General features: G+C 67.9%; 15 protein-coding genes. 6 read left to right on the plus strand and 9 right to left on the minus strand.

Going from position 1 to position 21,551, the window contains the following annotated elements; all coding sequences use genetic code 11:
- The first annotated feature begins 100 nt into the window (after positions 1-100).
- Positions 101-1,840, plus strand: coding sequence for a chloride channel protein (locus tag AC1DQ3_RS09290; RefSeq protein ID WP_477119894.1), 1,740 nt, complete (start codon positions 101-103; stop codon positions 1,838-1,840).
- A gap of 9 nt (positions 1,841-1,849) precedes the next feature.
- Here the strand turns inward: AC1DQ3_RS09290 and AC1DQ3_RS09295 are convergent, their stop codons facing one another.
- The gene (locus AC1DQ3_RS09295) at positions 1,850-2,272 is read right to left on the minus strand and encodes an Lrp/AsnC family transcriptional regulator (RefSeq protein ID WP_477119895.1); all 423 of its coding nucleotides are present in this window, start codon (positions 2,270-2,272) and stop codon (positions 1,850-1,852) included.
- Positions 2,273-2,455: 183 nt separating this feature from the next.
- Here AC1DQ3_RS09295 and AC1DQ3_RS09300 point away from each other — a divergent pair, with 183 nt between their 5' ends.
- Positions 2,456-3,364 (plus strand): dimethylarginine dimethylaminohydrolase family protein, encoded by a 909-nt coding sequence (locus AC1DQ3_RS09300; protein WP_477119896.1) that lies wholly within the window; start codon positions 2,456-2,458, stop codon positions 3,362-3,364.
- A 46-nt stretch (positions 3,365-3,410) separates the two neighbouring features.
- Complete coding sequence (locus tag AC1DQ3_RS09305; RefSeq protein ID WP_477119897.1) at positions 3,411-4,487, plus strand: ornithine cyclodeaminase; 1,077 nt, start codon at positions 3,411-3,413, stop codon at positions 4,485-4,487.
- Positions 4,488-4,574: 87 nt separating this feature from the next.
- Here AC1DQ3_RS09305 and AC1DQ3_RS09310 read toward each other — a convergent pair whose 3' ends face one another.
- From AC1DQ3_RS09310 to AC1DQ3_RS09335, 6 genes are all read right to left on the minus strand, one after another.
- Positions 4,575-5,177, minus strand: coding sequence for a helix-turn-helix domain-containing protein (locus AC1DQ3_RS09310; protein WP_477119898.1), 603 nt, complete (start codon positions 5,175-5,177; stop codon positions 4,575-4,577).
- Between the two features lie 563 nt (positions 5,178-5,740).
- Positions 5,741-7,069 carry a sigma-54-dependent transcriptional regulator gene (locus AC1DQ3_RS09315; protein WP_477119899.1) on the minus strand — a complete coding sequence of 443 codons (1,329 nt, stop codon included), beginning with the start codon at positions 7,067-7,069 and terminating at the stop codon, positions 5,741-5,743.
- Positions 7,059-8,990 carry a sensor histidine kinase gene (locus tag AC1DQ3_RS09320; protein WP_477119900.1) on the minus strand — a complete coding sequence of 644 codons (1,932 nt, stop codon included), beginning with the start codon at positions 8,988-8,990 and terminating at the stop codon, positions 7,059-7,061. The genes AC1DQ3_RS09315 and AC1DQ3_RS09320 overlap by 11 nt, the downstream gene beginning before the upstream one ends.
- Positions 8,991-9,302: 312 nt before the next feature.
- Positions 9,303-10,613, minus strand: a complete 1,311-nt coding sequence (locus AC1DQ3_RS09325; RefSeq protein ID WP_477119901.1) for a dicarboxylate/amino acid:cation symporter — start codon at positions 10,611-10,613, stop codon at positions 9,303-9,305.
- A 552-nt stretch (positions 10,614-11,165) separates the two neighbouring features.
- Complete coding sequence (locus AC1DQ3_RS09330; RefSeq protein WP_477119902.1) at positions 11,166-14,558, minus strand: diguanylate cyclase; 3,393 nt, start codon at positions 14,556-14,558, stop codon at positions 11,166-11,168.
- 303 nt (positions 14,559-14,861) lie between these two features.
- A complete protein-coding gene (locus AC1DQ3_RS09335) occupies positions 14,862-15,998 on the minus strand; it encodes an acyltransferase family protein (RefSeq protein WP_477119903.1) in 1,137 nt (378 codons plus the stop codon).
- A 126-nt stretch (positions 15,999-16,124) separates the two neighbouring features.
- Here AC1DQ3_RS09335 and AC1DQ3_RS09340 point away from each other — a divergent pair, with 126 nt between their 5' ends.
- On the plus strand, positions 16,125-16,583 hold the full coding sequence (locus tag AC1DQ3_RS09340; protein WP_477119904.1) for a (2Fe-2S)-binding protein: 459 nt from the start codon (positions 16,125-16,127) through the stop codon (positions 16,581-16,583).
- A 16-nt stretch (positions 16,584-16,599) separates the two neighbouring features.
- Positions 16,600-18,846, plus strand: coding sequence for a xanthine dehydrogenase family protein molybdopterin-binding subunit (locus AC1DQ3_RS09345; protein ID WP_477119905.1), 2,247 nt, complete (start codon positions 16,600-16,602; stop codon positions 18,844-18,846).
- A gap of 42 nt (positions 18,847-18,888) precedes the next feature.
- On the opposite strand, the gene AC1DQ3_RS09350 is transcribed toward AC1DQ3_RS09345, so the two are convergent.
- Positions 18,889-19,785, minus strand: coding sequence for an anti-sigma factor family protein (locus AC1DQ3_RS09350; protein WP_477119906.1), 897 nt, complete (start codon positions 19,783-19,785; stop codon positions 18,889-18,891).
- A complete protein-coding gene (locus AC1DQ3_RS09355) occupies positions 19,772-20,467 on the minus strand; it encodes an RNA polymerase sigma factor (RefSeq protein WP_477119907.1) in 696 nt (231 codons plus the stop codon). The genes AC1DQ3_RS09350 and AC1DQ3_RS09355 overlap by 14 nt, the downstream gene beginning before the upstream one ends.
- A 187-nt stretch (positions 20,468-20,654) precedes the next feature.
- Between AC1DQ3_RS09355 and AC1DQ3_RS09360 the strand changes: the two genes are divergently transcribed.
- Positions 20,655-21,536: a metallophosphoesterase family protein gene (locus AC1DQ3_RS09360; RefSeq protein ID WP_477119908.1), complete on the plus strand. Its 882-nt coding sequence runs from the start codon at positions 20,655-20,657 to the stop codon at positions 21,534-21,536.
- Positions 21,537-21,551: the final 15 nt, after the last annotated feature.

Raw genomic sequence — 21,551 nt, forward strand, 5'->3', positions numbered from 1 at the left:
CAGCGCGCAAATATATCATGACGTGATACATTGCGTTTCCCGTGGAAAAACGTCCACCGCCAATCCGGGCAGGGCTCCCGCCTTTTGCAAGAGTCTCACCATGCACTTTGAAAAAAGCGACTATTCGGTCAATCGCCGGCTGCTCCTGCTGGCAGCGCTGGCGCCCGTCATCGGGGCCATCAGCACGGCGGCAGCGGTGCTGCTGCTGAACCTGATCCGGTTCTTCACCAATCTCTTCTTCTACCAGACGCTGTCGCTGGCGGACCGCTCGCCAGCGCAGCATGCGCTGGGCCCGTGGGTGATCGCGGTGCCGGTGATCGGCGGCTTGCTGGTCGGGCTGATGGCGCGCTACGGCAGTGACAAGATCCGCGGCCACGGCATCCCGGAGGCCATCGAGGCCGTGCTGTTCGGCAAGAGCAAGATGTCGCCACGGGTGGCCGTGCTCAAGCCGCTGTCCTCGGGCATCGTGATCGGCAGCGGCGGGCCGTTCGGCGCCGAGGGGCCCATCATCATGACCGGCGGCTCGATCGCCTCGCTGCTGGCGCAGTATCTCCATCTCACCGCGGCCGAGCGCAAGACGCTGCTGGTGGCCGGCGCCTGCGCCGGCATGACGGCGATCTTCGGCACGCCGGTGGCGGCGGTGCTGCTGGCGGTCGAACTGCTGTTGTTCGAACTGCGTCCGCGCAGCCTGCTACCGGTGGCGCTGGCCTGTGCCGTGGCGGGTTTCCTGCGGCCATGGGTATTCGAGCCCGGCCCCCTGTTTGCGCTGCAGACCGAACCGGCCACCACCGTGGCGCTGGGCTCGTGCCTGATCGCGGGACTGCTTTGCGGCGTACTGGGCGCCGTGCTGACGCTGGCGCTGTATCGCACCGAGGACCAGTTCTCGAAGCTCAGGCTGCACTGGATGTGGTGGCCGGCGATCGGCGGGCTGGTAGTCGGCATCGGCGGCTTTTTCGAGCCGCGCGCGCTGGGCGTAGGCTATGACGTGATTGGCGACCTGCTGCATAACCGGATGGCGATCGGCGTGGTGGTGGCGTTGCTGACGGTCAAGGCGATCATCTGGGTCGCCGCGCTGGGTTCCGGCACCTCGGGCGGTGTGCTGGCGCCGCTGCTGATGCTGGGCGCGGGGCTCGGCGTGGCGCTGGCGCCGCTGCTGCCCGGCGGCTCGCCCGAGCTATGGGCGCTGGTGTGCATGGCGGGCGTGCTGGGCTGCGTGCTGGGCGCGCCGCTGACCGCCATCGTCTTTGCCTTTGGCCTGACCCACGACAGCAATGCCTTGCTGCCACTGTTGCTGACCGTGGCGGTGGCGCATGGCTTTACCGTGCTGACCATGAAGCGCTCGATCATGACGGAGAAGATCGCGCGCCGCGGGCTGCATATCTACCGCGAATATGGCGTCGATCCACTGGAGCGCCAGCACGTTGCCGACCTGATGACCACCGCCGTGCTGAGCGTCGACGGCGAACTGCCGGTCAGCGCGCTGTGGCGGCAGTACTTCGGCGAGCACGCGCCGCATCGCGGCTATCCCGTGGTGTGCGGCGGGCGTGTCGTCGGCATGCTGGAGCGCAACGCCCTGCGCGGGCGCGAGAGCGCCATGCAGACCGGCCGCGCGCTGATGGCGCCGTTGCAGCCGCACCAGGTGCTGCTGCCGGCGCAGACCGCGCGCATCGCGGCCGGGCGCATGGCCGAACTCGGCGTCAGCCGGCTGCCGGTGGTGGCGGACCTGGATTCCATGCGGCTGGTCGGCGTGGTCTCGCTGCGCGACCTGCTGCGCCCCAGCGGGCAGGTGCTGCATGAGGAAACCCGGCGCGAGCGCCTGCGCGGCGCCGCGGCAGCCTGAAGGCCGCCTTCACAGCTTGTAGCTGGACAGCAGGATGCTGGTCTCCGTCGCGGCGATGCCGTCGATCAGGCGGATGCGGTCCAGCGTGCGGTCAAAGGCCTCCAGCGAGTCCGCGCGCAGCTCGGCAATGATGTCCCAGCGCCCGTTGGTGGTGTGCATGGCCTGCACGTTCGGTTCGCCGCGCAGCGCCTGAAGCACCGCCCTGGCTTTATTGCCCTCTACCGCGATGGTCATCCAGGCGCGGATGCGGTGCGCCTCGGCTTCCGGCTTGAGCCGCACCGTATAGCCAACGATCAGTCCTTCCTTTTCCAGCTTGTCGATGCGGTTCTGCACCGTGGCGCGCGAGACGCGCAGCGCCTTGGCGAGCGCGGTGGCGGGCGTGCGGGCGTTGTCACGCAAAAGGGCGAGCAACTGGCGGTCGATGTCGTCCATGGCGGTTCCTGTGGGGCGCTTTTGTGACGCGCGCCTTGCAGTTGGCGATTCGCTGATTTTAGCTGGCATTTCGTCATGAACCGCAAGCAAATTGCGCAGTCTGCTGGCTTTTGGTTAGCGCCGCACTGCACCAGAATGCAGTCATTCACTGACCCCGCTACCAACCATCCCAAAGGAGCCAGCGTGACCAACCAGCCCACCATCCTGCTTGTCGAGCCCACCCACTACGACGTGTCCTACAGCATCAACCCGTGGATGGACCCCGGCCTCTGGGCGCGCGACCCGCAAGGCATGCACCGCGACGCAGTGCGTTCCTTCGCGTCCCTGCATGCGGCCCTGCAGGCGGCTGGCTTCGCGGTGGAGACCGCGCCCGGCGCGCCCGGCCTGCCCGACATGGTGTTTCCCGCCAATGCCGCCGTGGTGCTGGACGGCCACGCCGTGCTGGCGCGCTTCCGCTACCCGCAGCGTGCCGGCGAGGAAGCGCCTTTCGCGCACATCTTCGAAGGCCTGCGCGAGCGCGGCCTGATCGACTCCGTCAGCCTGCTGCCGGAAGGCTGCTACCAGGAAGGCGCCGGCGACTGCATCTGGGACGCGGTGCGCGGCCACTTCTGGGCCGGCTTCGGCCCGCGCTCGTCGCGCGCGGCGGCCGATGCGATGGCCAGCCGGTTCGGACGCGAAGTGGTGGCGCTGGAACTGGCCACCGAGCAGAGCTATCACCTCGACGTGTGCTTCTGCCCGTTGTCCGGTGGCGAGATCCTCTACTACCCGCCGGCCTTTACCCGGCACGCGCTACGCACGCTGCGCGAGCGCGTGCCGGCCAGCCTGCGCATCGAGGCGAGCGAAGACGACCTGCGCCACTTCAGCGTTAATGCGGTCAACCTGCACGACCAGGTGGTGATGACCCGCACCACGCCGCACCTGCGCGCGGCACTGGGCCAGCGTGGCTACCACTTGCGCGAGGTGGACTTGTCGCCGTACATGCTGTCCGGCGGCGGCGCCTACTGCATGACGCTGCGCCTGGACCGCACCAGCGCGCCTGCCCGGGCGAGCGGCGCGGCCGACGGCGCCGAGCAGGCCGCGGTGGCCGCATGAGGCCCGGCGCAACGGAAAGAGCCGAACCAGGCAGGAGGAGAACGCCATGAAGGAAATCGCCATGACCCGCTTTCTGGATGCCGCCGATGTCGCGGCGCTGGTGCGCGAGACGGGCGTCGCCAACGCCATTGCACAGATGGCGCACCATATCCGCCACGATTTCGCGCGCTGGGAGGCGTTCGATAAATCCACGCGCCTGGCCTCGCATTCGGTCGACGGCGTGATCGAGCTGATGCCGGTGAGCGACGGCGTGCAGTACGCGTTCAAGTACGTCAATGGCCATCCGCGCAACGCGCAGAACGCCATGCCCACGGTGATGGCCTTCGGCGTGCTGGCTGAGGTGGCAAGCGGCTTTCCCTTGCTGCTGTGCGACATGACGCTGGCCACCGCGCTGCGCACCGCCGCCACGTCGGCGCTCGCCGCGCAGGCGCTGGCGCGTCCCGGTGCCGCCACGCTGGCGCTGATCGGTAATGGCGCGCAGGCGGAGTTCCAGGCACTGGCTTTCCATGCCATGCTGGGCATCCGCGAGATTCGCGCCTACGACATCGACCCTGCCGCGACGGCAAGGCTGGCACGCAACCTGGCCGGCGTGCACGGGTTGAAGGTGGTGCCCGTGGAGTCCGTGCATGCCGCGGTGCAGGGCGCCGATATCATCAGCACCGTGACCGCGGACAAGACGCGCGCCACCATCCTGACCCCTGACCAGGTCCACGCCGGCGTGCATATCAACGCGGTGGGCGGCGATTGCCCGGGCAAGACCGAACTGCACCCGGACATCCTGCGCCAGGCGCGCATCGTGGTGGAGTACGCGCCGCAGACGCGCATCGAAGGCGAGATCCAGCAATTGCCGCCGGATACGCCGGTGACCGAGCTGTGGGAAATCCTGTCGGGCCGCGCGCCCGGGCGCACCGAAGCGGGGCAGGTGACCGTGTTCGACTCGGTGGGGTTCGCGCTGGAGGACTACTCGGCGCTGCGCTGGCTCTACGCCGCGGCCCATGCGCACCACCGCGGCAGCCACGTGGAATTGGTGGCGACGCCGCCGGATCCGCGCAATCTCTATGGCTGGATGATGGATGCGGCGGTGCAGCAGACCGAACGGGAACCGCTGGCCGCGCTCGCCTGAGCGCGCACACGCAAAAACGCCGCAGTCGTTCGGTCATGAAACTGCGGCGTACAAGCCTGTGTGTTGCCGGGGCGGTGCCGCGCAGGATCAGCCCGCGGCGCCGCGGGTCATCATCAGCTGGGCGCGCAGGAAGCCTTTGACCTCCTCCAGCGACGGGGTCTTCAGGAACACCATGATGCCCCATTGCTGCAGCGCGTCGGCCACGCCATCATAGGCCTGCCGGTTGGTGATCACGGCAAAGATGACATTCTGGCGGGCAAAGAAATTCTGCAGCTTCTCGATGGTGGCGGACTCGGCATCGCTGAGTTCCTCCACGTAGTACAGCACCACCCGCGGATGCTGGCTGACCGAAGTAATGATGGTATCCACCACGTCCTCCACGACCACGCTTTTGAGGGGCAGGCCCCATTTGGCGAGTTGCGCATGGATGCGCTGGGCTTCCTGGTGATTCGGGTGGAAGACCACCAGGTCGAGTTCGTGCACCGACGGCAACTCCTGCCCCACGCGCGTGGCCAGCAGGCGATGCACCGTCTCCTTGTGAATGCGGCGGTGGCCGCCGTTGGTCTTCCAGGCCCCGAGTTCGCCGCGCTCCACCATCTTCTGTACCGTGCCCAATGAGACATTGAGCAACTTTGCAGCGGTACGCGTGCTGTAGTAGGGCTTTTCAGCCAGTTCTGAATCCAGTTTCATCCGTTCACCCGTTAACTAATGACACCGCACTGCAAGAGACGATCGCGGTGACAGCGCGGACCGGCCGCGCTGGTTCGGACCTCGGCTACGCCAGGCAACGCGTGCGAAGACCACGGTTGTCTGCTGGCACCCTTCAGTCTCTTGCATGGTTTGCCCCGCTACATCGGGCGGCGAGAGCGGAGGCGCTCCACGACCTTGCAATGGCTTGATCTATGTCACGGATGCCATCTTCTCCCAACGGAAAGTCGGAAAGATGCCGGGTTCCAATCATATGCGTTAACGAACATGAGCTGCCAGACGGACTGGCAAATATTTCGAAATCGCCCTGAACGTTCCTACTTCTGGTCTTAAACGCATATTGCCGCGATATGGCAGACATGCCTGGAACGCAATTTGTCGCAAACATTTCAGACATTCAAAGCGACTTCACCTGGCAGGACAGGTGAGACTGGCAGGCGTGGCATGCGTGCTGGAAACGGCGTCTCCGGTCATGCAGGGAGCCATGCGCCCAGGACGAAGCTGGAGGGCGGTGGAGGGAGGCGGAGGGAGGCTCACATATTCCCTCACAGCTTGTACTTCCGCACTTTGTCGAACAACGTAGTCTTGGCAATGCCCAGCGCCTCGCTGGCCCGGCTCAGGTTCCCCTCATGCCTGCGCATGGCCTCGGCAATCATCGCCCGCTCAAACTGCTCCACCGCTTGCGCCAGCGGCAGCGCCGCAGGTTCTGCCGTCCCCTGGTTCGGGTTGCAGCCCAGCCCCAGTACGTGGCGTTCCGCCAGGTTGCGCAACTCACGCACATTGCCCGGCCACGGATAAGCCATCAGCGCGGCCAGCTCCGTCGGCGTCGCGGGCAACGCCTCGCGCTCGAAGCGCAGCGCTGCCTGGGCGACGAAGTGTTCGAACAGCGGCGGCACATCCTCGCGCCGCTCGCGCACTGGCGGCAACTCCAGCGTCACCACATTGAGCCGATAGTAAAGGTCGGCACGAAACTGTCCGGCCTGGGAGAGCGCCTTCAAGTCCGCCTTGGTCGCCGCCACCACGCGGGTATTGACCGGCACCGGGGTATTGGAGCCGAGCCGCTCCACCACGCGCTCCTGCAGCACACGCAGCAGCTTGATCTGCATCTGCATCGGCATGCTCTCGATCTCGTCGAGGAAGAGCGTGCCGCCCTCGGCGTGTTCGATCTTGCCGATGCGGCGCCGCGCCGCGCCGGTGAACGATCCGGCTTCATGGCCGAAGATCTCGCTCTCGAACAACTGTTCGGGCAGTCCGCCACAATTGATGGCGACAAAGTGGCGCGCGCGGCGCGAGCTGGCTTCGTGCAGGCAACGCGCCACCAGCTCCTTGCCGGTGCCGGTTTCGCCATGGATCAGCACGTTGGCGGCGGTATCGGCCAGGTCGGCAATCAGCTTGCGCAGGCGCTCGATGGCCGGCGAATGTCCGATCAGGCGCGCATCCAGCGTGTCGCGCCCGGCCAGCTTGCGGCGCAGTTCGGCGACTTCCAGCACCAGGCGGCGCTTCTCGAGCGCACGCTGGGTTACCTCGACCAGGCGTTCCGGCGAAAACGGCTTCTCGAGAAAATGGTAGGCCCCCGCCTTCATCGCCTGCACGGCCAGGCTCACGTCGCCATGGCCCGTGACCATCACCACCGGCAGCCCGTCGTCGCGCGCCCTGAGTTCGTCCAGCAGCGCCATGCCATCGATGCCGGGCAGGCGGATGTCGCTGATCACCACGCCGGGAAAACCGCTGGCGACTTCGCGCAGCGCGGCTTCGGCGCTGGCCACGGCGCGCGTCGGAATGTTCTCGAGGCGCAGTGCCTGCTCGCAGCCCAGGCGTACGTCGGGATCGTCCTCGACGATCAATACAGTCAGGCCCGCCGGGTTAGCCGCCATGGCTGCTCTCCTGGTCCGTCTGCGGCATCTCTTGTTTGGCCAGCGGCAGCACCATGGTGAAGCAGGCGCCGCCGTCGGGGTGATTGCTGACGTCGAGACTGCCGCCGACCTCGTCCAGGATGCCGGCCGACAGCGTCAGCCCCAGCCCCAGCCCCTGTCCCGCCGGCTTGGTGGTGAAGAAGGGCTCGAACAGGCGCGCGAAGGCTTCCTCGGACAGCCCCGGGCCGTTGTCGCGAATGGTCAGGCGCGCCTTGCCACCCGCCAGGTGGCTGCGCAGCGCCAGGCGCGCATCGGTGCTGCCGGCCAGCGCGTCGAGCGCGTTGCCGATCAGGTTGACCAGGACCTGCTCCAGCCGGTTGGGATCGCACGCCACCACCAGGCCCGGCTCGATCTGCCGCACCAGTGCCGGGCGTACCGCCTGCAGGCGCGTGTCGAGCAGGAACAGGGCGTTGTCCACGGCAACGTCGAGCGGCGCCGCGCGCCCGCCGTTGCGCGGTTTGCGCGCGAACGACTTGAGCGCGCCGGTGATGCGGCCCATGCGCTCCACCAGGCCGATGATGGTGCCGAGATTGGCCTGCGCGGTGGCGGTGTCGCCACGCTCCAGGAATCTCTGGGTATTGCCCGAGAGCGTGCGCAGGGCCGCCAGCGGCTGGTTGAGTTCGTGGGCGATGCCGGTCGACATCTGTCCCACGGCGGCCAGCTTGCCGGCCTGCAGCAGCCCGTCCTGGGCCTGGCGCAGGGTCGCCTCGGCGCGGATGCGCTCGCCGATTTCAGCCTGCAGATGCTGGTTGGCGGCGGACAGGTCGGCGGTGCGCTCGGCCACCTTGCGTTCGAGCTCGCCATTGGCGGCCTCCAGCGCGGCGCGCGCGGCCAGCCGCTCGCCGGCAATGCGCCGGCGCACATTCCACGCCGCCCCCAGCAACAGCACGAAAGCGGTCAGCACGCCCGCCAGCGCGGCCGTGTTGAGCGCGGCAACGCGCGCCTGGGAGGTATTGGAGAGCAGCGTCAGGTGCCAGCCGGTACCGACCAGCTCAACGTTCTGCGCCAGCATGGGCGGGCCGCGCCGCAGGCGCACCAGGGCGTCGCTGTCGGACAGCTTGCGCACCGGCGCCAGCCCCAGCGACGGCAGCGCGGCGCGGTTGTATTGCAGGTTGCGCAGCAGCCGGTCGTGCAGTTCCGGCGCCAGTGGCATGAGCGTGGTCAGTTTCAGGGACGGATCGGACGCCAGGATCACTACGCCGTTCTCGTCGGTCAGCAGCATCTGGGTATCGGCGCCCTGCCAGCGGTTCTCCAGGGGCTCCAGGCCGACCTTGACCACGGCTACGCCGCTCGGGCTGTGGCGATTGCCCAGCGGCGCGGAGAGGTAGTAGCCGGACTCGCTTCGGGTGGTGCCGACGCCATAGAAACGGCCCAGTTGGCCGTCGATGGCGTCGCGGACGTAGGGCCGGAAACTCAGGTCTTCGCCCAGGTAACTGTCGGGGCGCCGCCAGTTGCTGGTGGCGAGCACGTGGCCGTGGGCATCGAGCACGAACACCGCGCGGGTGCCGGCGCGGGCGTTGATCGCCGCCAGGTATTGGTTGGCAGCATCGACGCGCGCCGCATCGCCCGGATGGGCCAGCAGGGCGGCGATCTTGTCGTCCAGCGAGAGCAGGCCGGGCACGTAGTCGTAGCGGGCCAACTCGCTGGTCAGGGCCTGGCCGTACAGGCGCAGTTGCACCTGGCCGTGCTCGCTCTGGCGCGCCAGCGCGTTGTCGTAGCTGTAGCGGTAGCTCAGCGAGCCGGCCACCCCGATCAGCACCGCCAGTGCCAGCACCGCCAGCAGGGGCACCCACTGGCGCAGGCGGCCTGCGCGGGCCCGGGGGGCCGGGGTGGCGTGCTGGACAGCTTGCGGAGGAGCGTGCGGGGGGAGGGGGCCGGTCATGGGGCGGGCGCAATGCGCAAAGCGAAGGCGAATGATCTCGAGCGCGCCTGTCTGGCTCGGATAGGCGGGCAATGAATCCAACTGGTCAAGACTTGGGGCGCGGATAAAAGTGCGGTCAGCGAGTGCGGTAAGTAAGTGCGGTAAGCAAGTGCGGTCAGTGCGCGCACTGCACTCGCGTCGAAGCAAAAAAAGTGCAGTGGCGGGGCCCGCGGCAACCCCGTCTTTTACCATACTGCGCAATCCCGCCTGGACACGGAAAAGAAAAAGGCCCGGCCACCTGATTGGTGGCCGGGCCTTGGCACGCTGGCAGTGTTACTTGCCGGCCAGGACCTGAACGGGTGTCAGGCCGCGGTTGCCCTCGGCAGCGGGGTCATCCGCTTCTTCGGGCATCGGCGCGCCGATGGCGCCTTCGCTTTTGGCGACGACGGTTGTGGCGATGGCATTGCCAAGCACGTTGGTAACGGTACGGCCCATGTCCAGCACGTGGTCGATGCCCAGCACCAGCAGGATGCCGGCCTCGGGCAGGCCGAACATCGGCAGCACCGCGGCCACTACCACCAGCGAGGCGCGCGGCACGCCGGCGATGCCCTTGCTGGTGACCAGCAGAACCAGCAGCATGGTGATCTGCTGCGAGAGCGACAGGTGGATGCCGTACACCTGCGCCACGAACAGCGCGGCGAAGGAGGTGTACATGATCGAGCCGTCCAGGTTGAACGAGTAGCCCAGCGGCAGCACGAAGCCGGTAATGCGTTCCTTGACGCCGAAGCGGGTCAGTTGCTCGATCACCTTGGGATAGGCCGATTCGCTGCTGGCGGTGGCGAAACCGATCATCAGCGGGGCGCGCACCATCTTGAGCAGGCGGAACACATCGCGGCCGAGGAAGTAATAGCCCCCGGCGATCAGCGCCACCCACAGCAGCGCCAGCGACAGGTAGACGGCGCCCAGCAGCTTGGCGTACACGACCAGCACGCTCAGGCCTTCGGCGGTGATCACCGCCGCGACCGCGCCGAACACGCCGACCGGGGCAAAGGCCATCACGTAATTGGTGATCTTCAGCATCACGTGCGACAGGCCCTCGACGCCGGCCAGCACGGGTTTGCCCACGCCGTCCTTGAGCGTACCGAGCGCAAAGCCGAAAAACAGCGAGAACACCACGATCTGCAGGATCTCATTGGTGGCCATGGCCTCGACAAAGCTCTTGGGGAACATATGCGCGATGAAATCGCGCAGGTTGAGCGCCCCGGTCTTCAGGTTGGAAGCGGCATCGGCCGCCGGCAGCGCCAGGTTCATCCCGTCGCCCGGCCGCAGCACGTTGGCCATCAGCAAGCCCAGCAGCAGCGAAGTGAAGGAAGCGGCAATGAACCATGCCATCGCCTTCATGCCAATGCGGCCGACGGCCTTGCCGTCGCCCATGCCGGCGATGCCGCTGACCAGCGTGGCAAACACCAGCGGCCCGATGATCATCTTGATCATGCGCAGGAACACGTCGGTGAGGATGGACAGGTGGTCGGCGATGGACCTGGCGGCGGCAGGGTCCGGCGCCAGGTGGTGGGCCGCCGTGCCGGCCAGCACGCCAAGCAGCATCGCAATGAAAATCAGGGTGGGCAGTCGGTTCAGTTTCATCAGTGTCAGGCCGGTGCGCCCGGCCAGTGGCCGGACGGCTATTTTGCGGGGGCTGGCTGGCAGCCATCTGGCATGGCGCCGCGGTCTTCGGGGGACGGCGCCATGCGGCCTCAGCCGGGAAAATCAGCGAATCGGGCTTCCGGGGACGCAGGCAGGCCTGGCATCCGCGAGCCAGCCGATCAGCGGGGCAGTGCGTACCCGGTGCCCGCCGCAGAGGCGGGCAAGGTTGGCAAGGTTGGCAAGGTGGGGTCCGTCATTGTTTCCTCCATTGTTTTTGGCTCGGGGCGGCGGGGGGAGCCGACCGTCAACCTGTATCGCCGCTTGGGGCGTGCGCATATCTCGCACAAGGCGTGCCAGGCCAGTGGTGCCCCGGGCACTCGCTAACCCACTGAAAAACAAGGGGAAATTAAAGTGATGCCGGCGCACGGTTCGGGTTTCCGTGCGAGTGGGCGCAAATTGCGTTCGGGAATCCGAATGCGGCCGGCGACAGCATGTGCGCCAGGATGCACGCGACAGCGCGTGTGCTGCCGGCGCCGCACCGAGGAAAGGGGCTCAGGCGTTATCCACCGGATCCACCGGCTGGATCGGGCAGCGTTCCAGAAACACCTCCAGCGGCATGGGCCGACCGATCACATAGCCCTGGGCGTAGTCCACGCCGATGGCGCGCAGGGTCTGCAGGGTCTGATCGTCTTCCACCGATTCGGCAACGGTGAGCATGCCCAGGCGATGGCCGATGTCGTTGATGGAGCTGACGATCTCGCGGTCCACCGCGCTGCCGGCGAGATGCCGGATAAAGCTGCCGTCGATCTTGAGGTAGTCGACCGGGAATTGCTTGAGATAGGAGAACGACGACAGGCCCGCGCCGAAGTCGTCCAGCGCCACGGTGCAGCCTGCGCTGCGCATTTCGCTCACCAGGCGGTTGGCTGCCGCCATATTGTTGATCAGCGCGGTCTCGGTGATTTCCAGCTGGATCCGGCTGGCCGGCAGCACCGATTCGTGCAGTTCCGCATGCAGGAAAGGCAGCAGGAAGGGCTCGCCCAGCGAGTTGGCGGACAGGTTGATGGCCACCGTGAGCGAAGGCACCGCGGCCAGGCGCGCGCCGAATTCGCATAGCACATGGTGGATCACCCAGCGATCCACATGGCCCATCAGATCGTAGCGCTCGGCGGCGGGAATGAACGCGCCCGGCATCACCAGGTTGCCCTGCTCGTCGACCATGCGCACCAGGATCTCGATATGGCTGCCCGGCGCGCTCTCATCCTGCAGCGCGCGGATTTCCTGCGCGAACAGGCGGAAGCGGTTGGCGTCCAGCGCCGAGTGGATGCCGGCTGCGACCTGCAGTTCCTGGTGGTGGCGCTGGGCATCGCTTTCGTCGCGGCGGTACACCGAGACGCGGTTGCGCCCTGCCGCCTTGGCGGCGTAGCAGGCCACGTCGGCGCGGCTCATCAGTTCGCCCATCGGCGGTGTCTCGTGGTCGATGGCGGTGATGCCGATGCTGGCCCCCACATCGTAGACGCGCCCCTCCCAGGGGAAGCGCTGGCCACGGATGGCATCGATGATCTTCTGGCAGACGTGCTCGGCCTGGTCCACGGTGCAGTCCTTGAGCAGCAGCGCGAATTCGTCGCCGCCCAGGCGCGCGAGGAGGTCGTCGGGCCGCACATGGTTCCGGATCACATGGCTTAGCTCGCGCAGCAACACGTCGCCCGCAGCGTGCCCGGCGGTGTCGTTGACGATCTTGAAGCGGTCCAGGTCGATAAAGCACAGCGCGTGATGGTGCTGCTGCATGCGCGCGGCCTCGCAGGCCTCGCGCAGCCGCTTCTCGAACCAGATGCGGTTGGGCAGGCCGGTGAGCGCATCGTGCGAGGCCGAATGGGCCAGCTCGCGCTGCAGCGCGCGGGCGCTGGTGATGTCCTGGAACACCAGCACCGCGCCGATGACCTCGCCGGACGCGGTGCGCACCGGCGCTGCCGAGTCCTGCACGTCGTGGCGGTCGCCGGTCAGGCTTTGCAGCACCGCGCCGTCCCGCAGGTAGACCGGGCGCAAGGTCTGCAGGCACTGCTCCACCGGGCTGGGGACCGGCAGGTTGCTGTGCTCATCGACGATGCGGAAGATGGCCTCCAGCGGCTGGCCGGCGGCGGACTGCATGGTCCAGCCGGTGAGCTGCTCGGCGATCGGGTTCATGAAGGTCACGCCCATGGCGGCGTCGGTGCAGATCACCGCGTCGCCGATCGAGCGCAGCGTGATATGCAGGCGCTCCTTCTCCTCGAAGAGCGCGTCGGTGAGCCGGTGCTGTTCGGTGATATCCCAATTGGTGCCGATCATGGCCAGCGCGGTGCCGTCGTCCTGGCGCAATACCATCGCCATGGCGCGGATATGCCGCACCTCGCCATCGGGCAGCTGGATGCGGTATTCGGTATCGAAGGATYGCTTGCCGCGCACCGCATCGCGCATTTCGCTGCGCGCTGGCCCGACGTCCTCGGGATGCACCATGGCGAACCAGCGCTTGACGTCCGGCGCGCCCAGGGCCGGTTCCAGGCCGTGCAACGCATGCATGCGCGCATCCCACTCGATGGCGCCGGTGGCGATGTCCCACTCCCAGATCCCCACGCCGCCCGCTTCCACTGCCAGCTGGATCCGGCGCGACAGCGCGCCGAGCTTTTCCTGCGCGGTCTTGCGCTCTTCGATGTCCTCCACCTGCGAAATGAAATGCAGCGGCTTGCCGCTGACTTCGTCACGCACCAGGGACACCGCCAGCAAGGTCCAGCGGTAGCTGCCGTCCTTGTGGCGGAAGCGCTTTTCGATGCGGTAGGACTCGATCTCGCCGGCCAGCAGGCGCTCGACCTGGTGCAGGTCGGGGGCGAGATCGTCCGGGTGGGTCATCAGCGGGAAGGGCAGGTCGGCCAGTTCGCCGGCCTCGTAGCCGAACAGGTCGCAGATGGCGCGGTTGACCTGCAGCCAGCGCCCGTCCAGCCCCACCAGCGCCATGCCGATGGCCGAGTGTTCCATGGCCTGGCGAAAGCGCCGCTCGCTGCCGCGCAGCTCGCTGCGGTCGCGCCGGTTCTGCTCCAGCAAGAAGGAGATGCAGACCGGGAGCACCATGATCAGCGCGGTCGACAGTTGCACCGACTGCTGCAGGACAGGCTCGTGGGAACCCAGTCCCAGCGAGGCCGTCACCAGCCCCAGCGACACCGCGGCGCAGATCGCCAGCAGCGTGAGCAGGGCAGTGGCGAAGGGGTTGGTCAGCAGCGCCGCCAGCACCAGCGGCAGCGCCATCACCACGAAGGGCTCTTTGCTCTTGAACAGCGCGACGGCGCCGATCGCCAGGCTCAGCGCCAGCAGCGCGGCGAGGCGGGGCAGACGCGCGCGGCGGAAGGTGTTGGCCACGCGCTCGCGCGTGATCGATACCATCAGCGGCAACAACATCACGATGCCCATCGCGTCCGCTGTCCACCAGGTCCACCACACCGATGCAAAGCCGCTGCGGTCGGCGGGGCTGATGGCGTAGGCGCCAATCGTGGCGCCTACCGCCGACCCCAGGGTGCCGGCGGCGCCCAGGGTCAGCCCGAAGCGCGCCAGCGGGCCCGGCTGGGACAGCGTGGCGCCGCTGGTCGTGGCGTGCACCAGCCAGGCCGAGAAGGCGATCTCGGCAACGTTGCCCAGCCCCAGCGCCAGCGCGATGGCGGGTGGGTCGCCGAAGGCCGCATTGGCCGCCACGCCGGCCACCAGCATGCCGGCCAGCAGCCAGGGTGCATCGCCGCGCCGCTGGTGCAGCAGGATCCCGAGGCCGAACGCATTGGCCAGCCAGAGCATGGCCACGTTGCCCGGCAGGCGGGACACGGCAAGGCCGGCCAGGGCAATCAGGAAGAAGCCGAGGGCGGCCAGCAACACTCGCTGCCAGCGTGGGCATTGGATGGGCAAGGGGCGGACTTCCAAATCTGGCGTCATGTCGCGTCAGCTTGCAGCTGCGTTCTGAAAAAGGGATCAATGGCAGGGTGCCGCGGCAAGTTGCACGCGCGGCCCAGCCTAATCGACCAATATAGCGACGATATACGAGAAGTACGAGGCGATAAGCCCGGGTGTGTTCCCGCTGTTCGCACTAGCGCGGCCCGCCGTTTTGCGGTATATGAGCCGGCGGCGGTGGTCGGCACGGACATTGCCACGCTGGCGCCCGATGGCCGTAGGCAGAGCATGACCGGCTTTATCGATCGCGCACCCGAAGGCATGGCCTGAGCGGGCAGGCGCGGCCTGTCAAGCGCGCGCCGTGGCGAAGCGGCCGGACAGGCGCCGCCCCGCGGCCATGGCCGGCAGTTCCACCCAGCGATGCAGCAGCATGGCAAGGCCGAGCGCCAGCGCCGCGTCGATGGCGAAGCGCGTGAGCTGCAGCCCCATCTGTTCCGGCGCGAGTTCCGGCATCAGCCGCTTGACGGCTTCGATCACCGTGGGATGGGTCAGGTAGAGCGCGTACGACAACTCACCCAGCCATACCAGCGAGCGCGGCACGCGCAGCAGGCCCGCCTGCTCGGCTGCTACCGCGCCGAACAGCAGGGCGCCCGCGGGCAAGCCGCGTCCGGCCAGGCTGAACTCCGGCTCCACCAGCCATAGCGAGACGGCAAAGCTGACCACGCCGATCGCCAGCAAGGCCATGGCCACGCCGCGCGTGAAGCGGTGGCGCGTGCGCGCATGGAGCCAGGCCAGCGCGCAGCCGAGCGCAAACTCCAGCACCAGTGGATTGGCGATCATCGCCACCCATGTCGAGGCGAACGGATAGAGATGCGCCGGGTCGGCGTCCACCGCGCCGAAGCGCCACCACGGCAGCAGCAGCGTAGTGCCTCCCAGCACCGCGGCCACCACCAGCAGTGCCCGCCGCCGTGCCAGCAGCAGGCCGAGCGCGAAGATCGCATAGAAGGCCATCTCATAGTTGAGCGACCAGCCGACATACAGCGCCGGATAGCCGAAATAGGGTGCGTCCCCGCGCGCGATCGGCAGGAAGGCCAGCGAACTGCCGAACACCGCCAGGCTRACGGGATTGAGCGTGAGCGCATGCAGCGCCGACATGACCCAGTAAGGCGGCGCCAGCCGGAAGACGCGGCGGATGGAGAAGACCAGCGCCGGTTCGGGTTCGTCGCGCCCGAGCACCGCCACCCAGGCGATGATGAATCCGCTGATGACGAAGAAACACATCGCGGCGCATGCAGCGGCGGGACGGGGCTGAAGGTGGCCGGGACTGGACGGCGGCAGGGCGGCGGATGTGGCGGCGGATGGGGCGGGCACGAGTCGGGGTGCGAAATGGCTGGCTATCGATAAGGAACAGACCGCCGGCCGTGCGGCGAAGTTCGCCGGCCACCGGCAGTTGCCTCCGTGCCCGGTACACGGTACTGCACCCATGTAGTTTTTGCACTATTCTCTGGGGTTATACGGCGCCCGCACTGCAGCATGGGCGGATGCCGCTCACCGGCCGCCCCCAACCATGCCGGGGCGGACCAGGGCCCACAGACCCAAGGAGCTTTCCCCATGACCACGCTAGACATCAACGGCAAGCCGTTGCCGGTAGACGTTGATCCTTCCACACCCCTGCTGTGGGCGTTACGCGACAACCTTGGCATGACCGGCACCAAGTTCGGCTGCGGGGTGGCAGCGTGCGGCGCGTGCACGGTGCAAGTGAACGGCCAGGCCACCCGCAGTTGCGTGACGCCGGTCTCGGCGGCGCAGGGCGTACGCATCACCACCATCGAAGGCATCGCCGGCGACAAGGTCGGGCGTGCGGTGCTCGATGCCTGGATCAAGCATGACGTGGCGCAATGCGGCTATTGCCAGAACGGCCAGGTGATGAGCGCGGTCGGGCTGCTGCGTACCAAGAAGCACCCGAGCGACACCGACATCGACCAGGCAATGGCCGGCAACCTGTGCCGCTGCGGCACCTACCAGCGCATCCGCGCGGCCATCAAGGACGCGGCGCGCGCGCTGGCTTAAGGGGGAGGACGACACCATGCGAATCAGACAACTCGAAGCACTGGCCGGCGGCAACCGCCGGGGCGCCGCAGCTGCCGGTGGCGCCGCTACGCTGGACCGCCGCAGCTTTCTCAAGCTGACCGGCTTTGCCGGCGGCGGGCTGGCGCTGGGCGTGCTGCCCGTGCCGGGCGCGCTGGCGCAGCAAGGCGCGGCGCCCAAGGCCCCGCCGTCGCCGCCGCAGGCGTTCCTGCTGATCGCGCCGGACAATACGGTCACGGTCGCGGTCAACCGTCTCGAATTCGGCCAGGGCGTGCATACGGCGCTGCCGATGGCGCTGGCCGAGGAACTCGACGTCGACTGGCGCAATGTGCGCGCCACGCTGGCGCCTGCCGGCGACGCCTACAAGGACCCCGTCTTCGGCATGCAGATGACCGGCGGCTCCAGCGCGCTCAATCACTCCTTCCAGCAGTACCGCGAACTGGGCGCGCGCGCCCGTGCCATGCTGGTGTCCGCCGCGGCCAAGCAATGGCAGGTCGATCCGTCGAGCTGCCAGGTGGCGCTGGGCGTGGTCAGTTCCGGCAGCCATCATGCCACCTTCGGCGAACTGGCGCAGGCAGCCATGGCGCTGCCGGTGCCGCAGCAGGTGACGCTCAAGAACCCGGCGCAGTTCAAGCTGATCGGCAAGCCCACGCGGCGGCTCGATGCGCGCGGCAAGCTGGATGCCAGCACCGGCTTCGGCATCGACGTGCGCCTGAAGGACATGGTCGTGGCCGTGGTGGCACGTCCGCCGCGCTTTGGCGGCAAGGTGAAATCCTTCAATGCCGACAAGGCACGCGCCATCAAGGGCGTGGCCGATGTGATGCTGGTGCCGGTCGATCGCGGCGGTACCGGCGTGGCGGTGGTGGCGGACGGCTACTGGCCGGCCAAGCAGGCGCGCGACGCGCTGGAGATCGTGTGGGAGGACGCTGGCTCCACGGCCTCGACCAAGGCGCTCTTCGAGCAATACGCGGCGCTGGCCGCGCAGCCCGGCACGGTGGCGCTAAAGGGCGACCTCGGCGCCATGTCCGGCGCCGCGCGCACCATCGAGGCCGACTACCAGTTCCCATACCTCGCGCATGCCCCGATGGAGCCGCTGAACTGCACCATGCAGGCCGAGCTGTCCGGCAAGACGGTGCAGTCGGTCAAGGTATGGGTGGGGTCGCAGTTCCAGACGGTCGACCAGGCCGCCATCGGACACGTGCTAGGACTGCCGCCGGCCAAGGTCACGCTCAATACCATGATGGCGGGCGGCGGCTTCGGCCGGCGCGCAGTGCCCACTTCCGACTACCTGGTCGAAGCCGCCAATGTGCTGCTGGCCTGGGTCAAGAACGACCATGACGAGCCGCTCAAGGTCATGTGGAGCCGCGAGGACGATATCCGCGGCGGCTATTACCGGCCGCTGCACGTGCATCGCGCGCGCATCGGCGTGGATGCCAAGGGGCAGGTGCTTGGCTGGCAGCACACCGTGGTCGGCCAGTCCATCCTCAAGGGCACGCCGTTCGAATCCTTCCTGGTCAAGGGTGGGGTTGACTCGACCATGGTCGAGGGCATCGTGGAGAACGACTACGGCTTCCCGATGCAGTTGTCGGTGCACCACCCGCAGGTGGACGTACCGGTGCTGTGGTGGCGCTCGGTCGGCAACACGCATACTGCCTTCGTCAAGGAGACGCTGGTGGATGAAGTGGCCGCCGGCGCCAGGCAGGATCCGGTGGCGTATCGCCTGGCCCGGCTGGACCCGGACAAGCACGCGCGCCATCGCGCGGCGCTGCAGCTTGCGGTGGAAAAATCCGGCTATGGCAAGCGCAAGCTGCCCAAGGGCCAGGCCTGGGGCGTGGCAGTGCATGAGTCGTTCAACACCGTGGTGGCTTATGTGGTGGAAGTGTCGCTGGTGAAGAACGAGCCGCGCGTGCATCGCGTGACCGCCGGCGTGCATGCCAACCGCGTGGTCAATCCCCTGTCCGCCGAGGCGCAGGTGCAGGGCGGGTGCGTGTTCGGGCTGGCGATGATGCGGCCGGGCTTTGCCATCGAGATCGAGAACGGCGCGGTGAAGAACAGCAATTTCCCCGACTATCCGCCGCCGCGCATTACCGATGCGCCGGTGGTGGATGTGTTCTTCGTGCCTTCCGAGGATCCGCCCACCGGGCTGGGCGAGCCGGGCGTGCCGCCGATTGCGCCGGCCGTGGCCAACGCGCTGTTCAGGTTGACCGGCAAGCGCCAGCGGCGGCTGCCGTTCGTGCTGACCTGAAGGGGCTGGCCGGAGAACGCGGGACGAGGCACGGGACGAGGCTCAGCGCGCGCGGTTGTCGGTGGCCGCGCGCCAGGCCTGCGTGAAATGCAGCAGGTCGTCCGCGGAGGCATCGGTGATGGCCGCGTAACGCATGCCGTCCGCTTCCCAGATGGCAAGCTGATAGCCCTGGCGCGCCTCGCGCTCCGGCGGCGCGCGGTTGCCGCCTGCGATCGCCTTGCTGTCAGGCCCGTCAGTCCGCAGTGGCAGCACGAAAACATCGATGGGGTGCTGGTTGCGACGGTAGACCAACACCGCCACCGGCCGCCCGTGCACATAGTCGAGCCGTCCCCCGGTCAGCGGGAAGCCCTGCGGGGCCAGTTCCGGCACCAACGGTGCGTAGTCGATCCTGCCATTGAACCAGGGCTTGACGGTGTGGCGGTCCGACGAGGCGACGTCGATGGCGTGTCCCGAGATCAGCGCGCGCACGTGGCTGCTGACCATCTCGCCTTCCACCGATGACGCCGTGCCATCGCTCTGCGCATACTGGACCATGCCGACGCCCAGTGTCGCCACCGTGAGCGCGGCCATGGCGGCATTGGCGGCCGGGCCCCATTCGAAGTAGCGCCGCATCCGTTGCCACCAGGCATTGCCATGGCCGGCCGCGCTGTCGCCCATGCCGCCACGGCCGCCAATGCCGGCCGAGCGCGTCTGGGGCCCTGCCTGGCTCGTCGCCTGCGCTTCGTCCAGCGCGGCGCCCAGGCGCGCCCGCAGCGCCGGGCCGGCACGATGGTAGGGTCCATGCGTGCGCAGTGCGGCGCGCAGTTCGCCCAGTTGGGCAAGCTCGGCGGTACAGCCAGGGCATTGCGCCAGGTGCCGTTCAAGACGCAGGGCGTCGCCCGCGCCGAGTTCGCCGTCGGCACAGGCGTGCAGCAGCAGGCGCGCGTCATTGCAGTTCATGGCCTGTCTCCCCGGCAGGTTGCGGTGGCGTTCCGTGGATGCCCGTTGCCGTGCCCGTCCTGCCCGTTGCCGGCGTGGCGGATAGGGTGTTTGCCGCGCTGGTCTTGCCACTGGTCTTGCCGCTGGTTCCCGCTCCCTCCGCGCGCATGGCGAGCACCGCCGTCGCCAGCAGCTTGCGCGCGCGGGCCAGCCGCGACATCACGGTGCCCAGCGGGATATCGGCGATGGCGGCGATGTCGCGGTAGGACAGGTCCTCCAGTTCGCGCAGCACCAGCACTTCGCGCAACGCCAGCGGCAGGCGCTCCAGCGCGAGATGCAGCAGGCGGACGTCCTCGGCGCGCAACAGCCACTGCTCCGGGCTGTCGCCGTGGCCGTCCTGCCAGCCGGGCAGCGGCGCGCCGTCGGAATGCGCGTCGTCGTAGCCCGCGCTGTCGCCCTGGCCCGGCTGATGCCGCTTGCGCGAAGCGGTAAACCACGTGTTGCGCACGATCGCCAGCAACCATGCGCGCGGCTGGTCGCCCCGGAAGCTGTCAAAAAAACAGAAGGCCCGCAGGCAGGCTTCCTGCACCACGTCATCCGCCTCGGCGGGATTGCCCGACAGCCAGCGCGCCAGGTTGTAGGCGGCGTCGAGATGCGGAAGCACCAGATCGTCGAAACGGCGGCGCCGGTCGGCAGCGTTCACGTCACTCCTTCGGCTCTGCGGCCGGGCTGGCGTACATCGAGGCCACTCATCCCGCGTATACCGCGGATGTCCTGAGTTTATTCCCGATTTCCGCGCCCGCCGCGCAAAAAAAAAGCGCCGGCGGCGGGAATAAAGGGGGCGCTGCTTCGGTATGACAGACATCCCCCCAGCCACGGATGGAGCCAGCATGAAACACACATGGAAGCGGCGCGATTTCCTCGGACTTGCCGCCTGCGCCGGCGGCGCGGTATTTGCGTCGGCCTTGCCCGGTTGGGCCGCCGGGCGCGACGAAGCCTTCTATTTTGTCCAGTTGTCGGACGCGCACTGGGGCTTCCAGGGTCCACCCAACCCGGATGCGCGCGGCACCTTGCCCAAGGCGGTGGCGGCGGTCAACGCACTGGCGGAGCCGCCGGATTTCCTGATGTTCACCGGTGACCTCACGCATACCACCGACGATCCAGTCGAGCGCCGCCGGCGCATGCGTGAGTTCCAGTCCATCATCGCCGCGCTCAAGGTGCCGGTGGTGCACCTGATGCCGGGCGAGCACGATGCCAGCCTCGACGAGGGTGCCGCTTACCAGGAACTGTTCGGGCCCACGCACTATGTGTTCGACCACAAGGGTGTGCATTTCATCGTGCTGGACAACGTGTCGGATCCTGCCGGGCGCGTCGGCGCGGCGCAGCTCGACTGGCTTGCGGCGGACCTCGCCAAACAGCCGCGGTCGGCGCGCATCGTGGTGTTCACCCACCGTCCGCTGTTCGATCTCTACCCGCAGTGGGACTGGGCCACGCGCGATGGCGCGCAGGTGATCGAACGCCTGATGCCGCATCCCAATGTGACCGTGTTCTACGGCCATATCCACCAGGAGCATCACCATATGACCGGGCATATCGCGCACCATGCGGCGCGTTCGCTGATGTTCCCGCTGCCGGTGGCGGGGTCGCAGGCGCAGCGTTTGCCGCTGCCGTGGGATCCGGCGCAGCCTTATCGCGGGTTGGGCTGGCGTGAGGTGGAGGCCAGCCGCGCGGCGGGCGATTTCGGCATCGAGGAGAAGCCTGTCACGGGCTGAGCCATGCAAACACTT

This window comes from Cupriavidus sp. 01T418, from assembly GCF_056398885.1.

Coding starts and splice junctions, on each gene's coding strand:
- AC1DQ3_RS09360 (WP_477119908.1), top strand. CDS start 20,655: ATGAAACACACATGGAAGCGGCGCGATTTCCTCGGACTTGCCGCCTGC.
- AC1DQ3_RS09295 (WP_477119895.1), bottom strand. CDS start 2,272: ATGGACGACATCGACCGCCAGTTGCTCGCCCTTTTGCGTGACAACGCC.
- AC1DQ3_RS09345 (WP_477119905.1), top strand. CDS start 16,600: ATGCGAATCAGACAACTCGAAGCACTGGCCGGCGGCAACCGCCGGGGC.
- AC1DQ3_RS09325 (WP_477119901.1), bottom strand. CDS start 10,613: ATGAAACTGAACCGACTGCCCACCCTGATTTTCATTGCGATGCTGCTT.
- AC1DQ3_RS09310 (WP_477119898.1), bottom strand. CDS start 5,177: ATGAAACTGGATTCAGAACTGGCTGAAAAGCCCTACTACAGCACGCGT.
- AC1DQ3_RS09305 (WP_477119897.1), top strand. CDS start 3,411: ATGAAGGAAATCGCCATGACCCGCTTTCTGGATGCCGCCGATGTCGCG.
- AC1DQ3_RS09315 (WP_477119899.1), bottom strand. CDS start 7,069: ATGGCGGCTAACCCGGCGGGCCTGACTGTATTGATCGTCGAGGACGAT.
- AC1DQ3_RS09290 (WP_477119894.1), top strand. CDS start 101: ATGCACTTTGAAAAAAGCGACTATTCGGTCAATCGCCGGCTGCTCCTG.
- AC1DQ3_RS09340 (WP_477119904.1), top strand. CDS start 16,125: ATGACCACGCTAGACATCAACGGCAAGCCGTTGCCGGTAGACGTTGAT.
- AC1DQ3_RS09320 (WP_477119900.1), bottom strand. CDS start 8,990: ATGACCGGCCCCCTCCCCCCGCACGCTCCTCCGCAAGCTGTCCAGCAC.
- AC1DQ3_RS09350 (WP_477119906.1), bottom strand. CDS start 19,785: ATGAACTGCAATGACGCGCGCCTGCTGCTGCACGCCTGTGCCGACGGC.